The organism is Kribbella sp. VKM Ac-2566, assembly GCF_004366005.1.
GTDB lineage: Bacteria > Actinomycetota > Actinomycetes > Propionibacteriales > Kribbellaceae > Kribbella > Kribbella pratensis.
Map to the genome: position 1 here is coordinate 68,345 of NZ_SODT01000010.1, position 14,464 is coordinate 82,808.

The 14,464-nt window shown below is 68.3% G+C and carries 17 protein-coding genes; 6 read left to right on the forward strand and 11 right to left on the reverse strand.

All coding sequences use genetic code 11. The annotated features are described in order from the left end of the window. The first annotated feature begins 34 nt into the window (after positions 1-34). Complete coding sequence (locus EV647_RS18710; protein WP_134004618.1) at positions 35-1,408, forward strand: MFS transporter; 1,374 nt, start codon at positions 35-37, stop codon at positions 1,406-1,408. Here the strand turns inward: EV647_RS18710 and EV647_RS18715 are convergent. From EV647_RS18715 to EV647_RS18725, 3 genes are all read right to left on the reverse strand, one after another. Further along, on the reverse strand, positions 1,405-2,823 hold the full coding sequence (locus tag EV647_RS18715) for a polysaccharide lyase 6 family protein (protein WP_134004621.1): 1,419 nt from the start codon (positions 2,821-2,823) through the stop codon (positions 1,405-1,407). The two genes, EV647_RS18710 and EV647_RS18715, sit on opposite strands and share 4 nt — an antisense overlap. A gap of 10 nt (positions 2,824-2,833) precedes the next feature. After that, complete coding sequence (locus EV647_RS18720) at positions 2,834-3,685, reverse strand: AraC family transcriptional regulator (RefSeq protein WP_134004623.1); 852 nt, start codon at positions 3,683-3,685, stop codon at positions 2,834-2,836. A 119-nt stretch (positions 3,686-3,804) separates the two neighbouring features. Next, the gene (locus EV647_RS18725; RefSeq protein WP_134004625.1) at positions 3,805-4,383 is read right to left on the reverse strand and encodes a TetR/AcrR family transcriptional regulator; all 579 of its coding nucleotides are present in this window, start codon (positions 4,381-4,383) and stop codon (positions 3,805-3,807) included. Between the two features lie 49 nt (positions 4,384-4,432). Between EV647_RS18725 and EV647_RS18730 the strand changes: the two genes are divergently transcribed. Next, positions 4,433-5,272, forward strand: a complete 840-nt coding sequence (locus EV647_RS18730; RefSeq protein WP_202876229.1) for a class I SAM-dependent methyltransferase — start codon at positions 4,433-4,435, stop codon at positions 5,270-5,272. Between the two features lie 12 nt (positions 5,273-5,284). After that, the gene (locus tag EV647_RS18735; RefSeq protein WP_134004627.1) at positions 5,285-5,704 is read left to right on the forward strand and encodes a VOC family protein; all 420 of its coding nucleotides are present in this window, start codon (positions 5,285-5,287) and stop codon (positions 5,702-5,704) included. A gap of 98 nt (positions 5,705-5,802) precedes the next feature. Here the strand turns inward: EV647_RS18735 and EV647_RS18740 are convergent, their stop codons facing one another. Genes EV647_RS18740 through EV647_RS18755 form a run of 4 tightly spaced genes read right to left on the reverse strand, consistent with a single transcriptional unit; the run spans position 5,803 to position 9,649 of the window. Continuing rightward, entirely contained in the window at positions 5,803-6,354 is a 552-nt protein-coding gene (locus EV647_RS18740) for a hypothetical protein (protein ID WP_134004629.1), read from the reverse strand. Between the two features lie 13 nt (positions 6,355-6,367). After that, complete coding sequence (locus EV647_RS18745) at positions 6,368-7,597, reverse strand: ABC transporter permease (RefSeq protein ID WP_134004631.1); 1,230 nt, start codon at positions 7,595-7,597, stop codon at positions 6,368-6,370. Further along, positions 7,597-8,289 (reverse strand): ABC transporter ATP-binding protein, encoded by a 693-nt coding sequence (locus tag EV647_RS18750; RefSeq protein ID WP_134004632.1) that lies wholly within the window; start codon positions 8,287-8,289, stop codon positions 7,597-7,599. Before EV647_RS18750 ends, EV647_RS18745 begins: the two co-directional genes overlap by 1 nt. Beyond that, positions 8,279-9,649 (reverse strand): efflux RND transporter periplasmic adaptor subunit, encoded by a 1,371-nt coding sequence (locus EV647_RS18755; protein ID WP_134004635.1) that lies wholly within the window; start codon positions 9,647-9,649, stop codon positions 8,279-8,281. Before EV647_RS18755 ends, EV647_RS18750 begins: the two co-directional genes overlap by 11 nt. A gap of 256 nt (positions 9,650-9,905) precedes the next feature. Between EV647_RS18755 and EV647_RS18760 the strand changes: the two genes are divergently transcribed. From EV647_RS18760 to EV647_RS18770, 3 genes are all read left to right on the forward strand, one after another. Then, positions 9,906-10,277, forward strand: a complete 372-nt coding sequence (locus EV647_RS18760) for an RNA polymerase-binding protein RbpA (RefSeq protein WP_130385606.1) — start codon at positions 9,906-9,908, stop codon at positions 10,275-10,277. 101 nt (positions 10,278-10,378) lie between these two features. Continuing rightward, positions 10,379-10,951: a TetR/AcrR family transcriptional regulator gene (locus EV647_RS18765; protein WP_134004637.1), complete on the forward strand. Its 573-nt coding sequence runs from the start codon at positions 10,379-10,381 to the stop codon at positions 10,949-10,951. A 1-nt stretch (position 10,952) separates the two neighbouring features. Beyond that, positions 10,953-12,119 (forward strand): GDSL-type esterase/lipase family protein, encoded by a 1,167-nt coding sequence (locus EV647_RS18770; RefSeq protein ID WP_134004639.1) that lies wholly within the window; start codon positions 10,953-10,955, stop codon positions 12,117-12,119. A gap of 4 nt (positions 12,120-12,123) precedes the next feature. Here EV647_RS18770 and EV647_RS18775 read toward each other — a convergent pair whose 3' ends face one another. Genes EV647_RS18775 through EV647_RS18790 form a run of 4 tightly spaced genes read right to left on the reverse strand, consistent with a single transcriptional unit; the run spans position 12,124 to position 14,405 of the window. Then, entirely contained in the window at positions 12,124-12,465 is a 342-nt protein-coding gene (locus EV647_RS18775; RefSeq protein ID WP_134004641.1) for a PRC-barrel domain containing protein, read from the reverse strand. Continuing rightward, positions 12,452-12,763, reverse strand: coding sequence for a hypothetical protein (locus EV647_RS18780; RefSeq protein ID WP_134004643.1), 312 nt, complete (start codon positions 12,761-12,763; stop codon positions 12,452-12,454). The genes EV647_RS18775 and EV647_RS18780 overlap by 14 nt, the downstream gene beginning before the upstream one ends. 2 nt (positions 12,764-12,765) lie before the next feature. Then, positions 12,766-13,995: an NRAMP family divalent metal transporter gene (locus EV647_RS18785; RefSeq protein WP_134004645.1), complete on the reverse strand. Its 1,230-nt coding sequence runs from the start codon at positions 13,993-13,995 to the stop codon at positions 12,766-12,768. Further along, positions 13,992-14,405 (reverse strand): hypothetical protein, encoded by a 414-nt coding sequence (locus EV647_RS18790; RefSeq protein WP_134004647.1) that lies wholly within the window; start codon positions 14,403-14,405, stop codon positions 13,992-13,994. Before EV647_RS18790 ends, EV647_RS18785 begins: the two co-directional genes overlap by 4 nt. Positions 14,406-14,464: the final 59 nt, after the last annotated feature.

A 14,464-nucleotide genomic window follows, 5' to 3' on the forward strand; every position in this document is an offset into this window, starting at 1 on the left:
CGCATCGTCCCCCGGACCTGACACACTTCCGCGCATGGGATTCCTCTCCGCCCCGCCGGCGGTCGACAAGCGCGAGTACTGGGGATTCAGTCTCTACGACTGGGCCAACTCGGGCTACGTCACCACCACCGGCACCGTCCTGTTCGCGCCGTACCTGACATCGGTCGCGGAGAAGGCCGCCTGCGGGTTCGTCGGGACCACCGACAACCCGTGCCACACGAACCTCGACGTGCTCGGGCTCGGCATCTCCCCCGGCTCGCTCGCGTTCTACGTCGTCACGGTCGCGACCCTGGTGTCCGCGCTGTTCCTGCCGGTGGTCGGCGCCATCGCGGACCGGATGTCGCACAAGAAGCTGCTCATGTGCGGCTTCGCCTGGGCCGGAGCGCTCGCGGCTTCCTGCATGGTATTCGTCGACGACGGACGCTGGCAGCTCGGCGCGCTGCTGCTGTTCGTGGGGAACCTGTGCCTCGGCTCGTCCCTGGTCGTGTACGACTCGATCCTCATCGACATCGCTCCACCGGATCAGCGCGACGCCGTCTCGTCCCGCGCCTGGGCGTTCGGGTACGCCGGTGGCTTTCTACTGCTCCTGGTCAACCTGGCAGTCGTCACCGCCCACGACGCGCTCGGGCTGAGCCAGAGCACGGCCGTCCGCCTCAGCCTGCTCAGTGCGGGGCTCTGGTGGGGAATCTTCACGTTCTTCCCGTTCCTCCGGCTACGGAACCGGCCGCCGACGAACGTCGTGCAGGTGCGCAGCGGCAGCCTCGTGCGTCAGAGCTTCGGTCAGCTGGCCGCCACACTCAAGCACCTGCGCAGCTACAAGATGACGATGCTGTTCCTGATCGCGTACCTGTTCTTCAACGACGGGATCCAGACGGTCATCTCGGTGTCGTCGACGTACGGCGAGAAGCAGCTCGGGTTCGAGACACAGGTGCTGATCGCAACCATTCTGCTCGTCCAGTTCGTGGCCTTCTTCGGGGCGCTCGCGTTCGGCCGGTTCGCCCAGCGGTACGGCGCGCATCGCACGATCGCGGGCGGCCTGGTCGTCTGGATCCTGATCGTTATCGCCGGATTCCTGCTGCCCGAGCGCCAGATCGTCCCGTTCCTGGCGATGGGGCTGGCGATCGGGATCGTGCTCGGCGGGACGCAGGCGTTGTCCCGGTCGGCGTTCAGCCAACTGATCCCGAAGGGCCGCGAGGCGGAGTACTTCTCGCTCTACCAGGCGGGCGAACGGGGGACGTCGTGGCTCGGCACGCTGGTGTTCGGTCTCGTCCACCAGCTCACCGGCTCGTACCGTCCCGCGATCGTCGCCCTCGGCCTCTTCTTCGTCGTCGGCCTCGCCCTGCTGGTCCGCGTCGACATGCGCCGCGGTATCGACGAAGCCGGCAACAGCCAGCCCACCGTGGTCTAAGCAGCGCCGGGGCCGACATCCGCGGAGGTGAGTGGGCGTCGGACCCGTGCCGCGGTCGAGTACTCGTCGGCGCCCACGTCGTACGGCACCGTCCGGGCCTGCCCGTCGACGTCGTCGCTGATCTGACCCGTGTGGTCGACGGCAGCGGCGTTCACGGCGGCACTCCCCGGACCGAGCCGGTAGACGCCGTCGGTGCCCGCGGTCAGCTTCGGATCGGCGCGCGTGACGCCCGACGACGGGATGTTGCCGTTGGTCGCCTGACCCCAGACGATGTTCCCCGCCCACGTCAGGCCGTCGAGGTACGGCATGTCGACCAGCTCGCCGCTGTCGCCGACCATCAGATTGTCAACGACCACACAATCCAGCGGAGGCACCGTGCGCTGACTCTCACCGACGAGGGCCTGGCCGTTGTTCCGGAGGGTGTTCAGCGCGATCGTCACGCGGTCGGGCGCGTCGTTGCCGGTCCGGGAACTGGACGGCTCGCCCTCGTAGTGGTCCCGCTCCGTGCCGCTGCCGAGCACCACGCCGGCACCCGCGATCCCGCTGACGTAGTTGTTCACGATCAGATGGTCGTTGCCGTAGATCCGGATCCCGTTCTGCCCGGAGAGCAGATAGTTGCTCTCGACCCGGTTGTCGTTGCCGTGCCGCAGGACGAGCCCGCCGAGGGACGAGCGGATCGTGTTGTACCGGATCGTGTTGCCCGACGACTTCACCGAGATCGCCTCGGGGTCGCCGTTGCACCGCTCGAACAGGTTGTACTCGACCGTCGCGTCGGCGGTGCTGAGCGCCCGGCCGCTCACTCCGAGCCGGATCGGCTCCCCGCCGTTCGCCCCGCCGTACGTGTGGTCGCGGAAGTAGTTCCGAAGGATGTGCGTGCGCTGTGCCATCGCCTCCGAGCCGGGGCCGTCGATCACCAGGTACACGCCGAGGGTGGACTTGTCGTGGAAGACGTTGCGGTCGATCTTCGCGTCGTCGCCGCGGACGACGACCCAGTGGCCGGTCGACGCCGCGAGGGCGAGGTCGTTGCGGGTCAGCCGGATCCGCGGGCAGTCCGCCGGGATCTCCAGCGTCGAACTCTGCCGGAACGCGAACCCGCTGATCGTGATGTCCGACGATCCCGAGAACACGAAGCTCTGCGCGCCGGTGAGCGTCACACCGCCGCGGCTCTGGGCCACGATCGTGATCGGCGCGCGGCTGCTGCCGTGCCGGTTGGTGATGGTGATCGGCGACCCCGACGGTACGGCGTACGAACCGTTCGCCATCGTGATCGTGGTGCCGGCGGTGGCCCTGTTGATTGCCTGTTGCAACTCGGCCAGCGAGGTCACGGTTGCCGTCTCCTGGGCGAGCGCTGCTCGCGCGCCCACCAAGGAAACTGCGACGGCGCCACTGCCGGCCAGGAAGGTACGACGGTCCATGACGAGGCTCCTAGTTGTGTGGGCGGTACAACTTCCGGTACTCGCTCGGGGTCACCGAACTCACCTGGCGGAACACCTTCGAGAAGTAGGACTGGTCCATGCCGACCTCGGCCGCGATCTCCTCCATCGGGCGCTCGGTCGTCGTCAGCTCGCGCTGGGCCCATTCGATCCGGGCCCGTTTGATGTACTGCTTCGGCGACAATCCGAACTCGGTGCGGAAATGCCGCAGGAAACTCGACAGGTCGTAGCCGAACACGGCCGCGAGCTCCTCGACGCTCGGCAGCGTCGCAAGATTGTCCTGGATGTACTGCACGATCCCGGACTCGCTCGTCTGCCGCTCCGACAGGCGCACCGAACCTGGCGGTGCACTGTCCAGATAGTGCGCGAACAACGCGGTCAGCGCCGAACGCAGCCGCAGCGGCGTCGCGAGACCGGGCGGGTCCCGGTCGGCCGCACCGACCTGCTCGAACAGAGCCGCCGCCTCCTCGGGCGCCTTGCTCGGGACGACGTACGGCAGCGTCAGCATCTCGCCGATGTCGCGGTCGCCGATCAGCGCCGAGAAATGCAGCCAGTGCTTGCGGAAAACGTTGTCGCTGATCGCCTCGTACGACACCGGCACGTCGGCCGGCAGGTAGACGAGCTCACCGGGCCGCGGGTAGAGCTCCTGGTCCCGTACGACGAGACGCCCCTCCCCCTCCAGGATCAGATAGAGGCGCGAGAACGGATCCGGCATCAGAGCCCGGGACCACTCACGGTGCACCTTCGTGATTCGGGCCGCGACGACCAGATCCAGCCGCAGCCGGTCGAGATACGTCCGGATGATCTCCTGCTCTCCTACTGCGTTCTTCTGGGTCGTCCTCATCGCACAGTCCGCCACTTCTGAGGCCGTTTTGTACTTTTTGAGCCTTATTTCGTCGCAAGATAGCGCTTTCCAAGCGAGGGAGTCAATGACTCATCGGATCTCTCGCCGGCAGGGTTCGGTTACATCGGTACGACGGAAGCGACGAACTCACGCACCTGGGCGGCCGTCGGGCGGGTGCCGGTGCGGTCGGCGAACATCATGTGGCTCGAGCCGATCAGCGTCAGGCCGAGGACATCGATGTTGGCGTCCGAGCGGATGCGGCCGTAGGTCTGCTCCGCGGCGAGGTAGTCCCGGATGGCCCGGCCGGCCTCGCTGAGGATCGGTACGCCGGTGGGCACGGCCTCCCGCAGGCGGGCGCGCAGGCCGTCGCGGGAGATCGTCAGGCTGACGATCGCGACGGCGACCGAGCCGAACAGGTCGGTCAGCATCGCGGTCAGGTTGTCGACGACGCTCCCCTGCCCCGCGGCCTTCAGCAGCGCTTCGGCCTGGTCGTCGAGGCGGCGGATCCGGTCGAGGACGAGTTCGGCGAGGAATCCGTCGAAGTCCGTGAAGTGCTTGTGCAGCACGCCCTTCGCGCACCCCGCCTCGGCGGTCACGGCCCGGCTGGTCAGCGCCTCGGGCCCGTCCCGCAGCAGCACCCGCTCGGCCGCGTCGAACAGCTGCTCCCGGGCGTCCCGCATCGCCACACCGGTCGGCATGCACACCTTCCCTTGACGCAAATGGGCAACCGCCCACTATCGTGGGCACATGCCCACTCTAGCGCCGGACCCCGACCCGAAGCAGCCCACCGACCCGCTGCGGCCCACCGACGCCGATCCGCATCGGCATCGTGAGATGGCCGAGTCCTTCGGCGCCGACGCGGCGCTCTACGACCGGGCCCGGCCGTCCTATCCGACCGCCCTCATCGACGCACTCGTCGCCGCGGCACCTGGGCGCCACTTCCTTGACGTCGGCTGCGGGACCGGCATCCTGTCCCGCCAGCTCCAGGCGGCGGGATGCCGCGTGCTCGGCGTCGACGTGGACGAGCGAATGGCGGCGTACGCACGCTCGACCGGAGTCGACGCCGTGGTCTCCCCCTTCGAGACCTGGGACGCGGCGGGTCGTACCTTCGACGCGCTCGTCGCCGGGATGACGTGGCACTGGATCGACCCCGCGGTCGGCGCCGCAAAGGCCGCCGACGTACTCCGCCCCGGCGGGACGTTCGCCGTCTTCTGGTACGTCCTGCAACCACCATCCGACCTCGGAGCGGCGTTCGCCGCCGTCCAGCGCGACGTACTGCCCGAGAACCCAGCCGCCGCGCGCGCCGCCGCTTCGCCCCTCGGTGCGTACGAACATTTCCTGGACCGCACCGCCGACAACCTCACCGACGCCTTCACCGACATCTCCCGCGCAACGTTTCCTTGGTCCCGCACGTACACCCGCGACGAGTGGCTCGACCAACTCCGCACCAGCGGCATCGCCAAACCCCTCGCCGACGCCGGCAAACTCGACGCCGTACTCGAAGGCACCGGCGCAGCAATCGACGCCGCCGGCGGCACCTTCACCCTCGACTCCATCGCCGTAACCCTCACCGCCACCCGGACCTGACACGATGACACGGTGAGTCCGCCCACACTGGTACCCGAGCTCCTCGTGAAGTCGGTTGCCGCCAGCACGCATTTCTGGTGTGAGCTGTGCGGATTCGAGGTGCTGTACGACCGGCCAGAGGAGGGCTTCGCGTACCTCACGTCCGGGGACGCACATGTCATGCTCGAGCAGATCGGCGTCGGCCGGAACTGGATCACCGGACGGCTGCGCCCGCCGCTGGGCCGCGGTGTCAACTTCCAGATCGCCGTTCCATCGATCACGCCGATCGTCGAGTCGCTGCGCACGGCCGGATGGTCGTTGTTCATGCAGCCGGAAACGAAGTGGTACCGAACCGGCGACGGCGAGGCAGGTGTCGAGCAGTTCCTCGTCACGGACCCCGACGGCTACCTGATCCGGTTCCAGTCCTCCCTCGGCCACCGCCCAGCCAACTGATGTTGAGGCGGATCGCCAGGCCATCACAATTCACCGCCGGATGTCCGCGGCACGCTTGGCGGTGGGGTGTGGGTGCGATTGTGATGGCCTGGGGATCCTCAGCGGGTGGACGGAGACGCGGTTGGGTTGCGGAAGGGGGCGAAGGTGCCCTGGCGGACTGTGTTCGCGGTGATCGTGCCGTTGGTGTTCTGGCCGCTGACGACGACCTGCTGCCCCGCCTTCAGGTCCGCCGCGGTGCCCTTCGACGTGATCTCGTACGTCGTGTCTCCGGTCAGCTTCACGGTGACGTTGCCGGACTGGGTCTTCACGACCAGCTCGGAACTGTTCGCCGAGACCACCGTGCCGACCGTCCCGCCACCGCCCTGCGCACCGCCAGGCCCCTGACCGGGTGCGCCGTATCCGTTCTGGCCGCGGAACCCGCCGTACCCGCCCGCACCGCGACCACCGGCCTGCGGCTGGTTCGACGAGCTGTCCGAGGCGAACGCCGCATGCAGCCCGGCGCCGCCGCCGAGACCGATGGCAAGGACCACGATCCCGGTCAGGATCGCCGTGGCCAGCGGCAGGTTGAGGGTCTTCTTCGGCTTCAGCGCCGCCTCGACCTCCTCGTCGGACCCGATCTGGGCGAACTCGTCGGGCGTCTGGTTACTCATCAGAAGAGACCTCTCACTCGTGACGTAGTGCATCGATGGGACGGAGGCCGGCGGCTCGGTGCGCCGGCATGCTGCCGAAGAACAGGCCGACCGCCGCGGACACGCCGAGTGCGAGCCCGATCGACGACGGCACCAGCACCGGGTGCACGCCGGCCAACTGGAAGCGGGTGACGATCAGCGCGGCCCCGACCCCGACCGCGCCGCCGATCAGGCTGAGCAGCGTCGCCTCGATCAGGAACTGGCCGAGGATCGTCCGCCGCCTGGCGCCGAGCGCCTTGCGGATCCCAATCTCCCGGGTCCGCTCGGTGACCGTGACCAGCATGATGTTGGTGACCCCGATCCCGCCCACGACCAGGCTGATCGCGGCGACCGTCGCGAGCAGGGCGGTGAACGTCGCCGCGGTGTCCTGGCTGGTCTGCAGGATCTGTGCCGAGTTCGTGATCCGGAACGGCGAGGTCTCGTCGGCGGGCACCTGGTGACGGGCGGTCAGCAACTGGGTGACCTCGGCCTGCGCGGTGTCGACCCGGTCCTGGCCTGTCGCCTGGACGACGATCTGGTTCAGGGCGCCGTACCCGGCCTGGGTCGCTCGAAGCGTGGTGATCGGGACGATCGCGGTCGCGTTCGGGTCGTTGAACCCGGTGCTGTCCTTGCTCGCGAGTACGCCGAGGACGGTGAAGTCGACGGCGCCGAGCTTGATCGTCTGACCGACCGCGCTCGCGGGCCGCGTGAACAGTTCGGTCGCGGCCGTCTGCCCGAGCAGGATGACCCGCTGCGAGGTGTCCACGTCGGCCTGCGTGAACGAGCGCCCGATCTGCACCGGAGTGTTGGTCGCGGGCAGGTACGCCGGCGTGGTGCCGATCACCTGGTTGACCGTGTAGCTGGTGTCGCCGTTGGTCGCCGTACCGGAGCTGGTCATCACCGGCGCGACCGACGAGATGTCGGGAGCCAGGTTCTTGTCGGCGAGCGCGGCGGCGTCGTCGAGCGTGAGGCTGTACTGCTGGTTGGCCGGGCCGGCCTGGCCGCGGACGAAGCCGCCGCCACCGCCCGTGGTGGAGACCGTGAGCAGGTTGGTGCCCATCGCCTCCAGGCGGTCCTGTACCGCCTTCCCGGAGCCGTTGCCGACCGCAACCAGCACGATCACGGCGCCGACCCCGATCGAGACGCCGAGGACGGTGAGGAGCGATCTCAGCTTGTTGGCGGTGAGGCCGCGGAGTGCGGCGCCCATCAGGTCGCGTGGGGACATCAGCGGGTCACCTCGTCGGAGACGATCCGGCCGTCGGAGACCTGCACGAGCCGCCGGGCGCGGGCCGCGACGTCGTGCTCGTGGGTGATCACGATGATCGTGCGACCGTCGGCGTGCAGGTCGTCGAACATGCCGAGCACCTCGGCGGTCGAGTGGGCGTCGAGGTTGCCGGTCGGCTCGTCGGCCAGCAGGATCCGCGGACCCGTCGCCAGCGCCCGGGCGATCGCGACCCGCTGCTGCTGACCGCCGGACAGCTCGTTCGGCCGGTGGCCCGTGCGGTCGGCGAGACCGACGAGTTCGAGCGCCCGGTTCGCGCGCTTGCGGCGTTCGCCGCGGCGCAGGTGGGCGTAGGTGAGAGGCAGTTCGACGTTCGCGAGCGCCGTGGTGCGCGGGATCAGGTTGAACGACTGGAAGATGAACCCGATCTTCCGGCCCCGGACGAGCGCCTGCTGGTCCTCCCTCAGCCGGGCCACGTCGCTGCCGTCCAGCCAGTACTCCCCTCGGGACGGTACGTCGAGGCAGCCGAGGATGTTCATCAACGTCGACTTGCCGGATCCGGACGAGCCCATCACCGCGACGTACTCGCCGGCCTCGACCCGCAGCGACACACCCCGGAGAGCGTGCACCGCGGTCTCGCCCTGGCCGTACGTCTTGGTGACCTCCCGGATCTCGATCAGGGACTCAGCGGCCACGGAAGCCCCCCGCACCCTGGCCGACGCCTGCGCCTGGGAACTGGCCGCCGCCTGGGAGCTGTCCCTGCCGGCCCTGGCCGTTCTGGGTCCCGGTACCGCCGATCGCGCCCTGCAGCAGCTCGATCTGGTCGCCTTCGTTCAGGCCCGACGTGATCTGGGTGTAGCTGTCGCCCCGGACGCCGACCTGAACCTCACGCGTCCCGCTGCCGTCGGCCATCGTGACCGTGTACGTCGTACCGCTGGTCGCGATCGCCGTGCTCGGGACGTACAGGGCGTTGGCCGCCTTCGCGGTCTGGACCGTGACGTTCGCGGTCTGGCCCATCCGCGCGTTGGCCGGGAGCTTGGCGAGGCTGAAGGTGGCCGAGTACGAGACCACGCCGTTGGTGGTGGTCGGGGTCGGCGACACGGTCGCCAGCGACGCGGTGAGCGTCGTACCAGGCTCGGCGTTCAGCGTCACCGTCGCCGCTTGGCCGGCCTTGATCTTGATCGCGTCGGCCTCGGCGAACGCGGCCACGACCTGGAGCGCCTTCAGGTCGGCGATGTCCACGAAGCCGGTGCCGGACGTCGTCGACGTACCGGAGCCCGAGGCTGAACCTTGACCTGAGGTCGAGCCTTGCCCGCCGCTGCCTGAACTGGAGCTCGAACTCGAGTTGGACCCGCCGGTCACCGCGCCGACCGTGCCGTTGACCGCGGTGATGGTGCCGGCGATCGGCGCCTTCAGTGTGGTCGCGTCGACCGCGGCCTCGGCCGCCTCGACGTTCTGGTCGGACTGTTCCTTGTCCGCCTTCGCCTTCGCCAGGCTCGCCTCGGCGTTGCTGACGGCTACCTCAGGACTCTGACTCTGCCCTTGACCTTGAGACTGCTGAGACTGCTGGGTCTGCTGTTGCTGGCCGTTGCTCGGGGTGGGGGTCGGCGACGGTGAGGCGGACGCTTCCTCTGCCGCCTCGAGGGCGTCCTGTGCGTCGCTGAGGGTCTCCTCGGCCGCGGTGACCGAGTTTGCGGACGCGATCTGGTTCTGCTGTGCGATCCGCAACTGCCGCTCGGCGGCGGCTGGGTCGATCTTCGCGATCGCGGCGCCCTTCGCCACCACCTGGCCGACCTTGACGAGCACCTGCGTCACCGTGCCGGACGTCTCGAACTGCGGGGATGCGGTCTGCGAGCTCTGCAGCGTGCCGCTCGAGCTGACGCTCGCGGTCACCTCGCCGCGCTGTACGGCCACCGACGGCCGGGTCGCGCTGGCGGCCGGGGGATCCTTCTTGAAGAACAGGAAGTAGGCGGTGACGGCGATGGCGAGGACGATGGCCACCAGGGCCACGTTCACGAAACTGAGGCCACGGAGCTTGTGGCGGGGTAGCACCATGGACGCTGAGGCTAGGGTCGGTTGCTGAGGAGTAGATCCTCGATTCCTGGCAACAGGCTGTGAACCAGGTATCGATTTGATGCGTCGTACGTCGGGCGGCTTGCGGCACGCGGTGACACAGCGAGATCTGTGAACAGTCGATGACAGCAGGTCACGACGACAGTGTCAGGTGCGTACATATGGCTCGGACATGCCAAAATGGGAATGATCCGGGCCGGCCGACCGTTGGCTCGGATGACGATCTCGGAGGTTTGACATGTCTAATCGCGTACTGCGTGGTTCGGGGCTGGGTGGGGTCAGCTTCGAGGATGACCGCGGTGTCGAGTTCGCGCCGCGCCAGATGATCACGTACGACTGCCCCCGCGGCCACGTGGTCGAGGTGACCATGGCGCACGACGCCGAGGTGCCCGCGATCTGGGAATGCCCGCACTGCGGCAGCGAGGCCGCCCGGTCCACCGGCGAGAAGCCGGAGCCGAAGCAGGAGAAGCCGGCCCGTACGCACTGGGACATGCTGCGCGAGCGCCGGAGCATCTCGGAGCTGGAGGAGCTGCTCGCCGAGCGGGTCGACCTGCTCCGCAAGGGCGAGATCGGCCCGGCGCACCTGCACCGGACCAAGCGCACCGCCTGATCCAGGCGCTGATTCACTGGGAACCCTCACCGCAACGGCGCGGTGAGGGCTTCTTTTCGCCCTGATTTGCCTAAAGCCTTTAGGCAATCACATAATGAGTTATGGCACGAGTGGGGTTGAGCGGTGCGCGGCTGGCTCTGGCCGGTGCCGAGCTGGCCGATGAGGTCGGGTTCGAACAGGTCACTGTGTCGGCGCTGGCTCGCCACTTCGGCGTCCAGGTCGCGAGCCTGTACTCGCACGTCCGCAACTCCGACGACCTGAAGGCCCGCATCGCCACGGTCGCTCTCACCGAACTGGCCGACCAGGCGGCCGCTGCCCTGGCTGGTCGCGCCGGCCGCGACGCCCTGCACACCCTCGCCGACGTCTACCGCGACTACGCCCGTGCCCACCCGGGCCGCTACGCCGCCACACGCCACACTGCCGCTGCCTCAGTTCTGGGCGAGCAGTACGTCGCTGCGGGGCGTCGGCACTCGGAGCTCGTCCGCGCAGTCCTTCGCGGGTACGACCTCGGCGAGCCCGCCCAGACCGACGCCGTACGCCTCCTTGGCAGCACGATCCACGGCTACATCACCCTCGAGCTCGCTGGTTCCTTCTCGCACAGCGAGCCCAGTGCCGGCGAAAGCTGGCCACGCATCATCGACGCGCTCGACACCCTCCTCCGCAGCTGGAGCTGACATGATCACTACCCCTGTTACCGGCGACCTGCTCCGCGGTGCGCTCGACCTGGAGCAGACCGATCGCGGCGTGCTCCCGCACCGCCTGCCGGCTTGGGCACGAGCCCAGTACGACGACGGCCAGATGTCGATGGTCGAGTCACAACCCTCCGGCGTACGCCTCGTCTTCCGTACGTCGGCCACCGTCGTCGAACTGGAGACGCTGCCGACGAAACGGGACTACATCGGCGCTCCCCCACGTCCGGACGGCGTGTACGACGTACTCGTCGACGGCCAACTGGTGACGCAGCTCACCGCGACCGGCGGCGACGTCGTCACCATCGACCTGATGACAGGTGCCACCTCGCAGCGTCCTGGACAGCCCGAAACGCTACGAGTCGCCGGGCTGGCCGCCGTACCGAAGACCGTCGAGATCTGGCTGCCGCACGACGAGACCACTGAACTCGTTGCCCTGCGCACCGATGCTCCGATCGAGCCGGTTCCGGTCGCGGGCCGGGTCTGGCTGCACCACGGCAGCTCCATCAGCCACGGATCCAACGCCACCCACCCCAAGGGCACCTGGCCGGCCCTGGCCGCCGCTCAGGCCGGTGTCGAACTCGTCAACCTGGGCTTCGGCGGGAGTGCGTACCTGCAGCCGTTCATCGCCCGCACCATCCGCGACACGCCCGCAGATCTGATCAGCCTCAAACTCGGCATCAACATCGTCAACAGCGACGGGCTCCGTCTCCGCAGCTTCACCCCGGCCGTCCACGGCTTCATCGACACCATCCGCGACGGCCATCCCGACACGCCGCTCCTGGTCGTCTCCCCCATCCTCTGCCCGATCCACGAGGACACCCCCGGACCGACCAACTGGGACCTGTCCGCCCTGGCCGCCGGCGAACTCCGCTTCACCGCCACGGGCAACCCCGACGAGATCCCGGCCGGCAAACTCACCCTGTCGGTCATCCGCACCGAGCTGGCCCGCATCGTCACACAACGCGCCCTGACCGACCCCAACCTCCACTACCTGGACGGCCGCGACCTGTACGGCGAAGCAGACAACGTCGCCCATCCCCTCCCCGACGACCTCCACCCCGACGCCGCCACGCACGACCTCCTCGCCACCCGCTTCACCGATCACGCGTTCGGGCCCAAAGGCCCTTTCACAGGTGACGCCCGGGGCTGATGGCTCAGTAGCGCGCGAGGTCTTCCAGAGGACGTAGGTCGGCGCGCCTGGGAGCGATCGTGACACCGTCGTCGGTGATCTCCTCGATATCGTCCCAGGGCAGGTACCAGACCTCGCCGAGTCGTGCGTGGATCAGCCGGCGGAGCAGCTCGGGGCCGACGTGGCGCTCGTACCCGAAGAGCCGCGTGTGTCGGTTCTCCACCACGATCAGACCGTCGACCCGCAACGCGCGCTGCATCGAGACCAGCATCGGGCCGTCCTGGACCAGGCGAACGTCCGCGACGTTGCCGATGACGTCGCCCTCGGCGTCCAGGACGCGGCGACCGAGCAGGTCATTCAGCCGCATGGCGGGCTCCCGGGATCTTCGCGATGACGTGGTTCTCGACCCAGTCGTCGTAGTAGTCGAGATCGAGGTCCTCGACCGAGACCGTCACCGCCGTGTCGATACCGACGATCCGGCGGGCCGTGATCCGCTCCCGGCCGGTGATCAGTGCGGCCACCACCGGCGGATCGGCGTCCAGGTCGAGTTCGACGTCGTCGACCTTCCCGGCCAGGTGACCGTCGGCCTGGTCGATCAACTGCCGGTCCAGGAGATGCAGCTGTGCGTGCAGCACTCGCCCCGACTCGCCGGGTGTCCCTGGCATGGTCACTGCCCTCCTTTCGTGATGATCATCAGCGGTATCGCGGCCAGCGAGGCGACGGTGAGCAGAGCCAGGTAGACCAGGCCGACCGCGTTGCGCACCGGGCCGTTCTTCTCCTGGCCGACATAGTCGGGGTCGTTGGCAACGATCAGGATCGGCAGGTAGGTGAGTGGCAGGGCCACCGCCGCGAACACCACGGAGTACTCCGTCACCTGCACCGGATCGACGGCCGTCAGCAGCGTCAGCATCGCCAGTACGAGGCACACGATGATCACCACGTGGAACCGCGACGCCTCCCGCGGCCGGACGAACTTTCCCCACTGCCAGCCGCGGTACTGCGCGATCGTGTAACCGCACGACAGCGCCGTCTCCAGGGCCGCGCCGAAGGTCGCCGCGAACACCCCGATCAGGACGATCGCCAACCCGAGCTTGCCGAGGGCAACCGCCACCGGAAGCGCCACCTGGCCCAAGGTCTCGACCTTGATGCCCGCCGGCAGGAACAGGACCGCGGCACAGCCCATGATCGCCAGCGACAGCAACCCGCCGAGCGGGAAACCGACGAACACGTTGGACCGCGCCGTCACCAGATCTTTCCGCGTCCACTTCTCCTCGACCCCTCCGGACGAGAAGAAGAACACCTCGTACGGCGTCATCGCCGCACCGAACAGTGCGATCCCGTAGTACGCGTAAGTCGCCCAGTCCTCGTGACCGATCGGATGCGGCCGCGTCGCTTGGTGCAGCAACTGGCCCCAGTCAGGTCCAAGCTTGAACAACGCGACCGCGAACACCACCAGCAGCAGGCCGAGCAGCCCGAAGACCTGCTCGAGCCGGGAGAACTTCACCCTCCAGATCACCAGCCACACCGCGAACGCGGCCAGCGGCATCCAGAGCAGGTAGTGCACGCCACTCGCCAGCTCGAGTGCGAGTGCCACACCGCCGATCTCGGCGATCAACGTCAGCAGCGTCACCAAGAACGACGCCACCAACGTGAGCAGTCCCGTCCGGGGGCCGAGCCGCTCGCGGACCAGGTCGAACACCGGGCGTCCGGACATCGCCACGACCCGTCCGCACATCTCGGCGTACAGGCAGATCCCGATCACGCCGACGACCACCACCCACGCCATGTGCATTCCGAACCGGGCGCCGACCAGCGCGTTGGTGACCAGGTCACCGATGTCCACGAAGCCACCGATCGCGGTCAGGATCCCGAGCGTGACGCCGAGCACCTTCTTCATTTGGCGAGCTCTCCGATCCGGCCCAGATCGGCACCGGATTGCCGAAGCGCCGTGAGCTGCTGCTCAGCCGCCGCGAGATCGCCGTTGCCGAGTGCGATCCGGACCGCCGTCACCGCGGTCTGCGCGTCGTCCAGAGTCTTCGTGACCTGCTCGTAGAGCCGTGTCGAGGTTTCCGTCGACGGTTGCTGGGCGGAGAACGAACTCGTGGCCTTCTCGACGCCCTTCTCGGCATCTCCGACGATCTGCCCCGCGGACTGCGACCACAGCTGGTGGGCCCGTAGCTGCTCGAGGGCAAGCTGCGTGGTGCGCACCTCGGACGCTGCATCGCGGGCCGACTGGGCGGCTGCTGACCGCAGCTTCTGGTCCGGGTCGGCACAGCTGCTCAGAACCATCACCATCAGCACTGCCACAGCTACTGCTCGACGCATTGTCACCGTCCCGAATCCGATAGTCGTACGACGGACCGGTA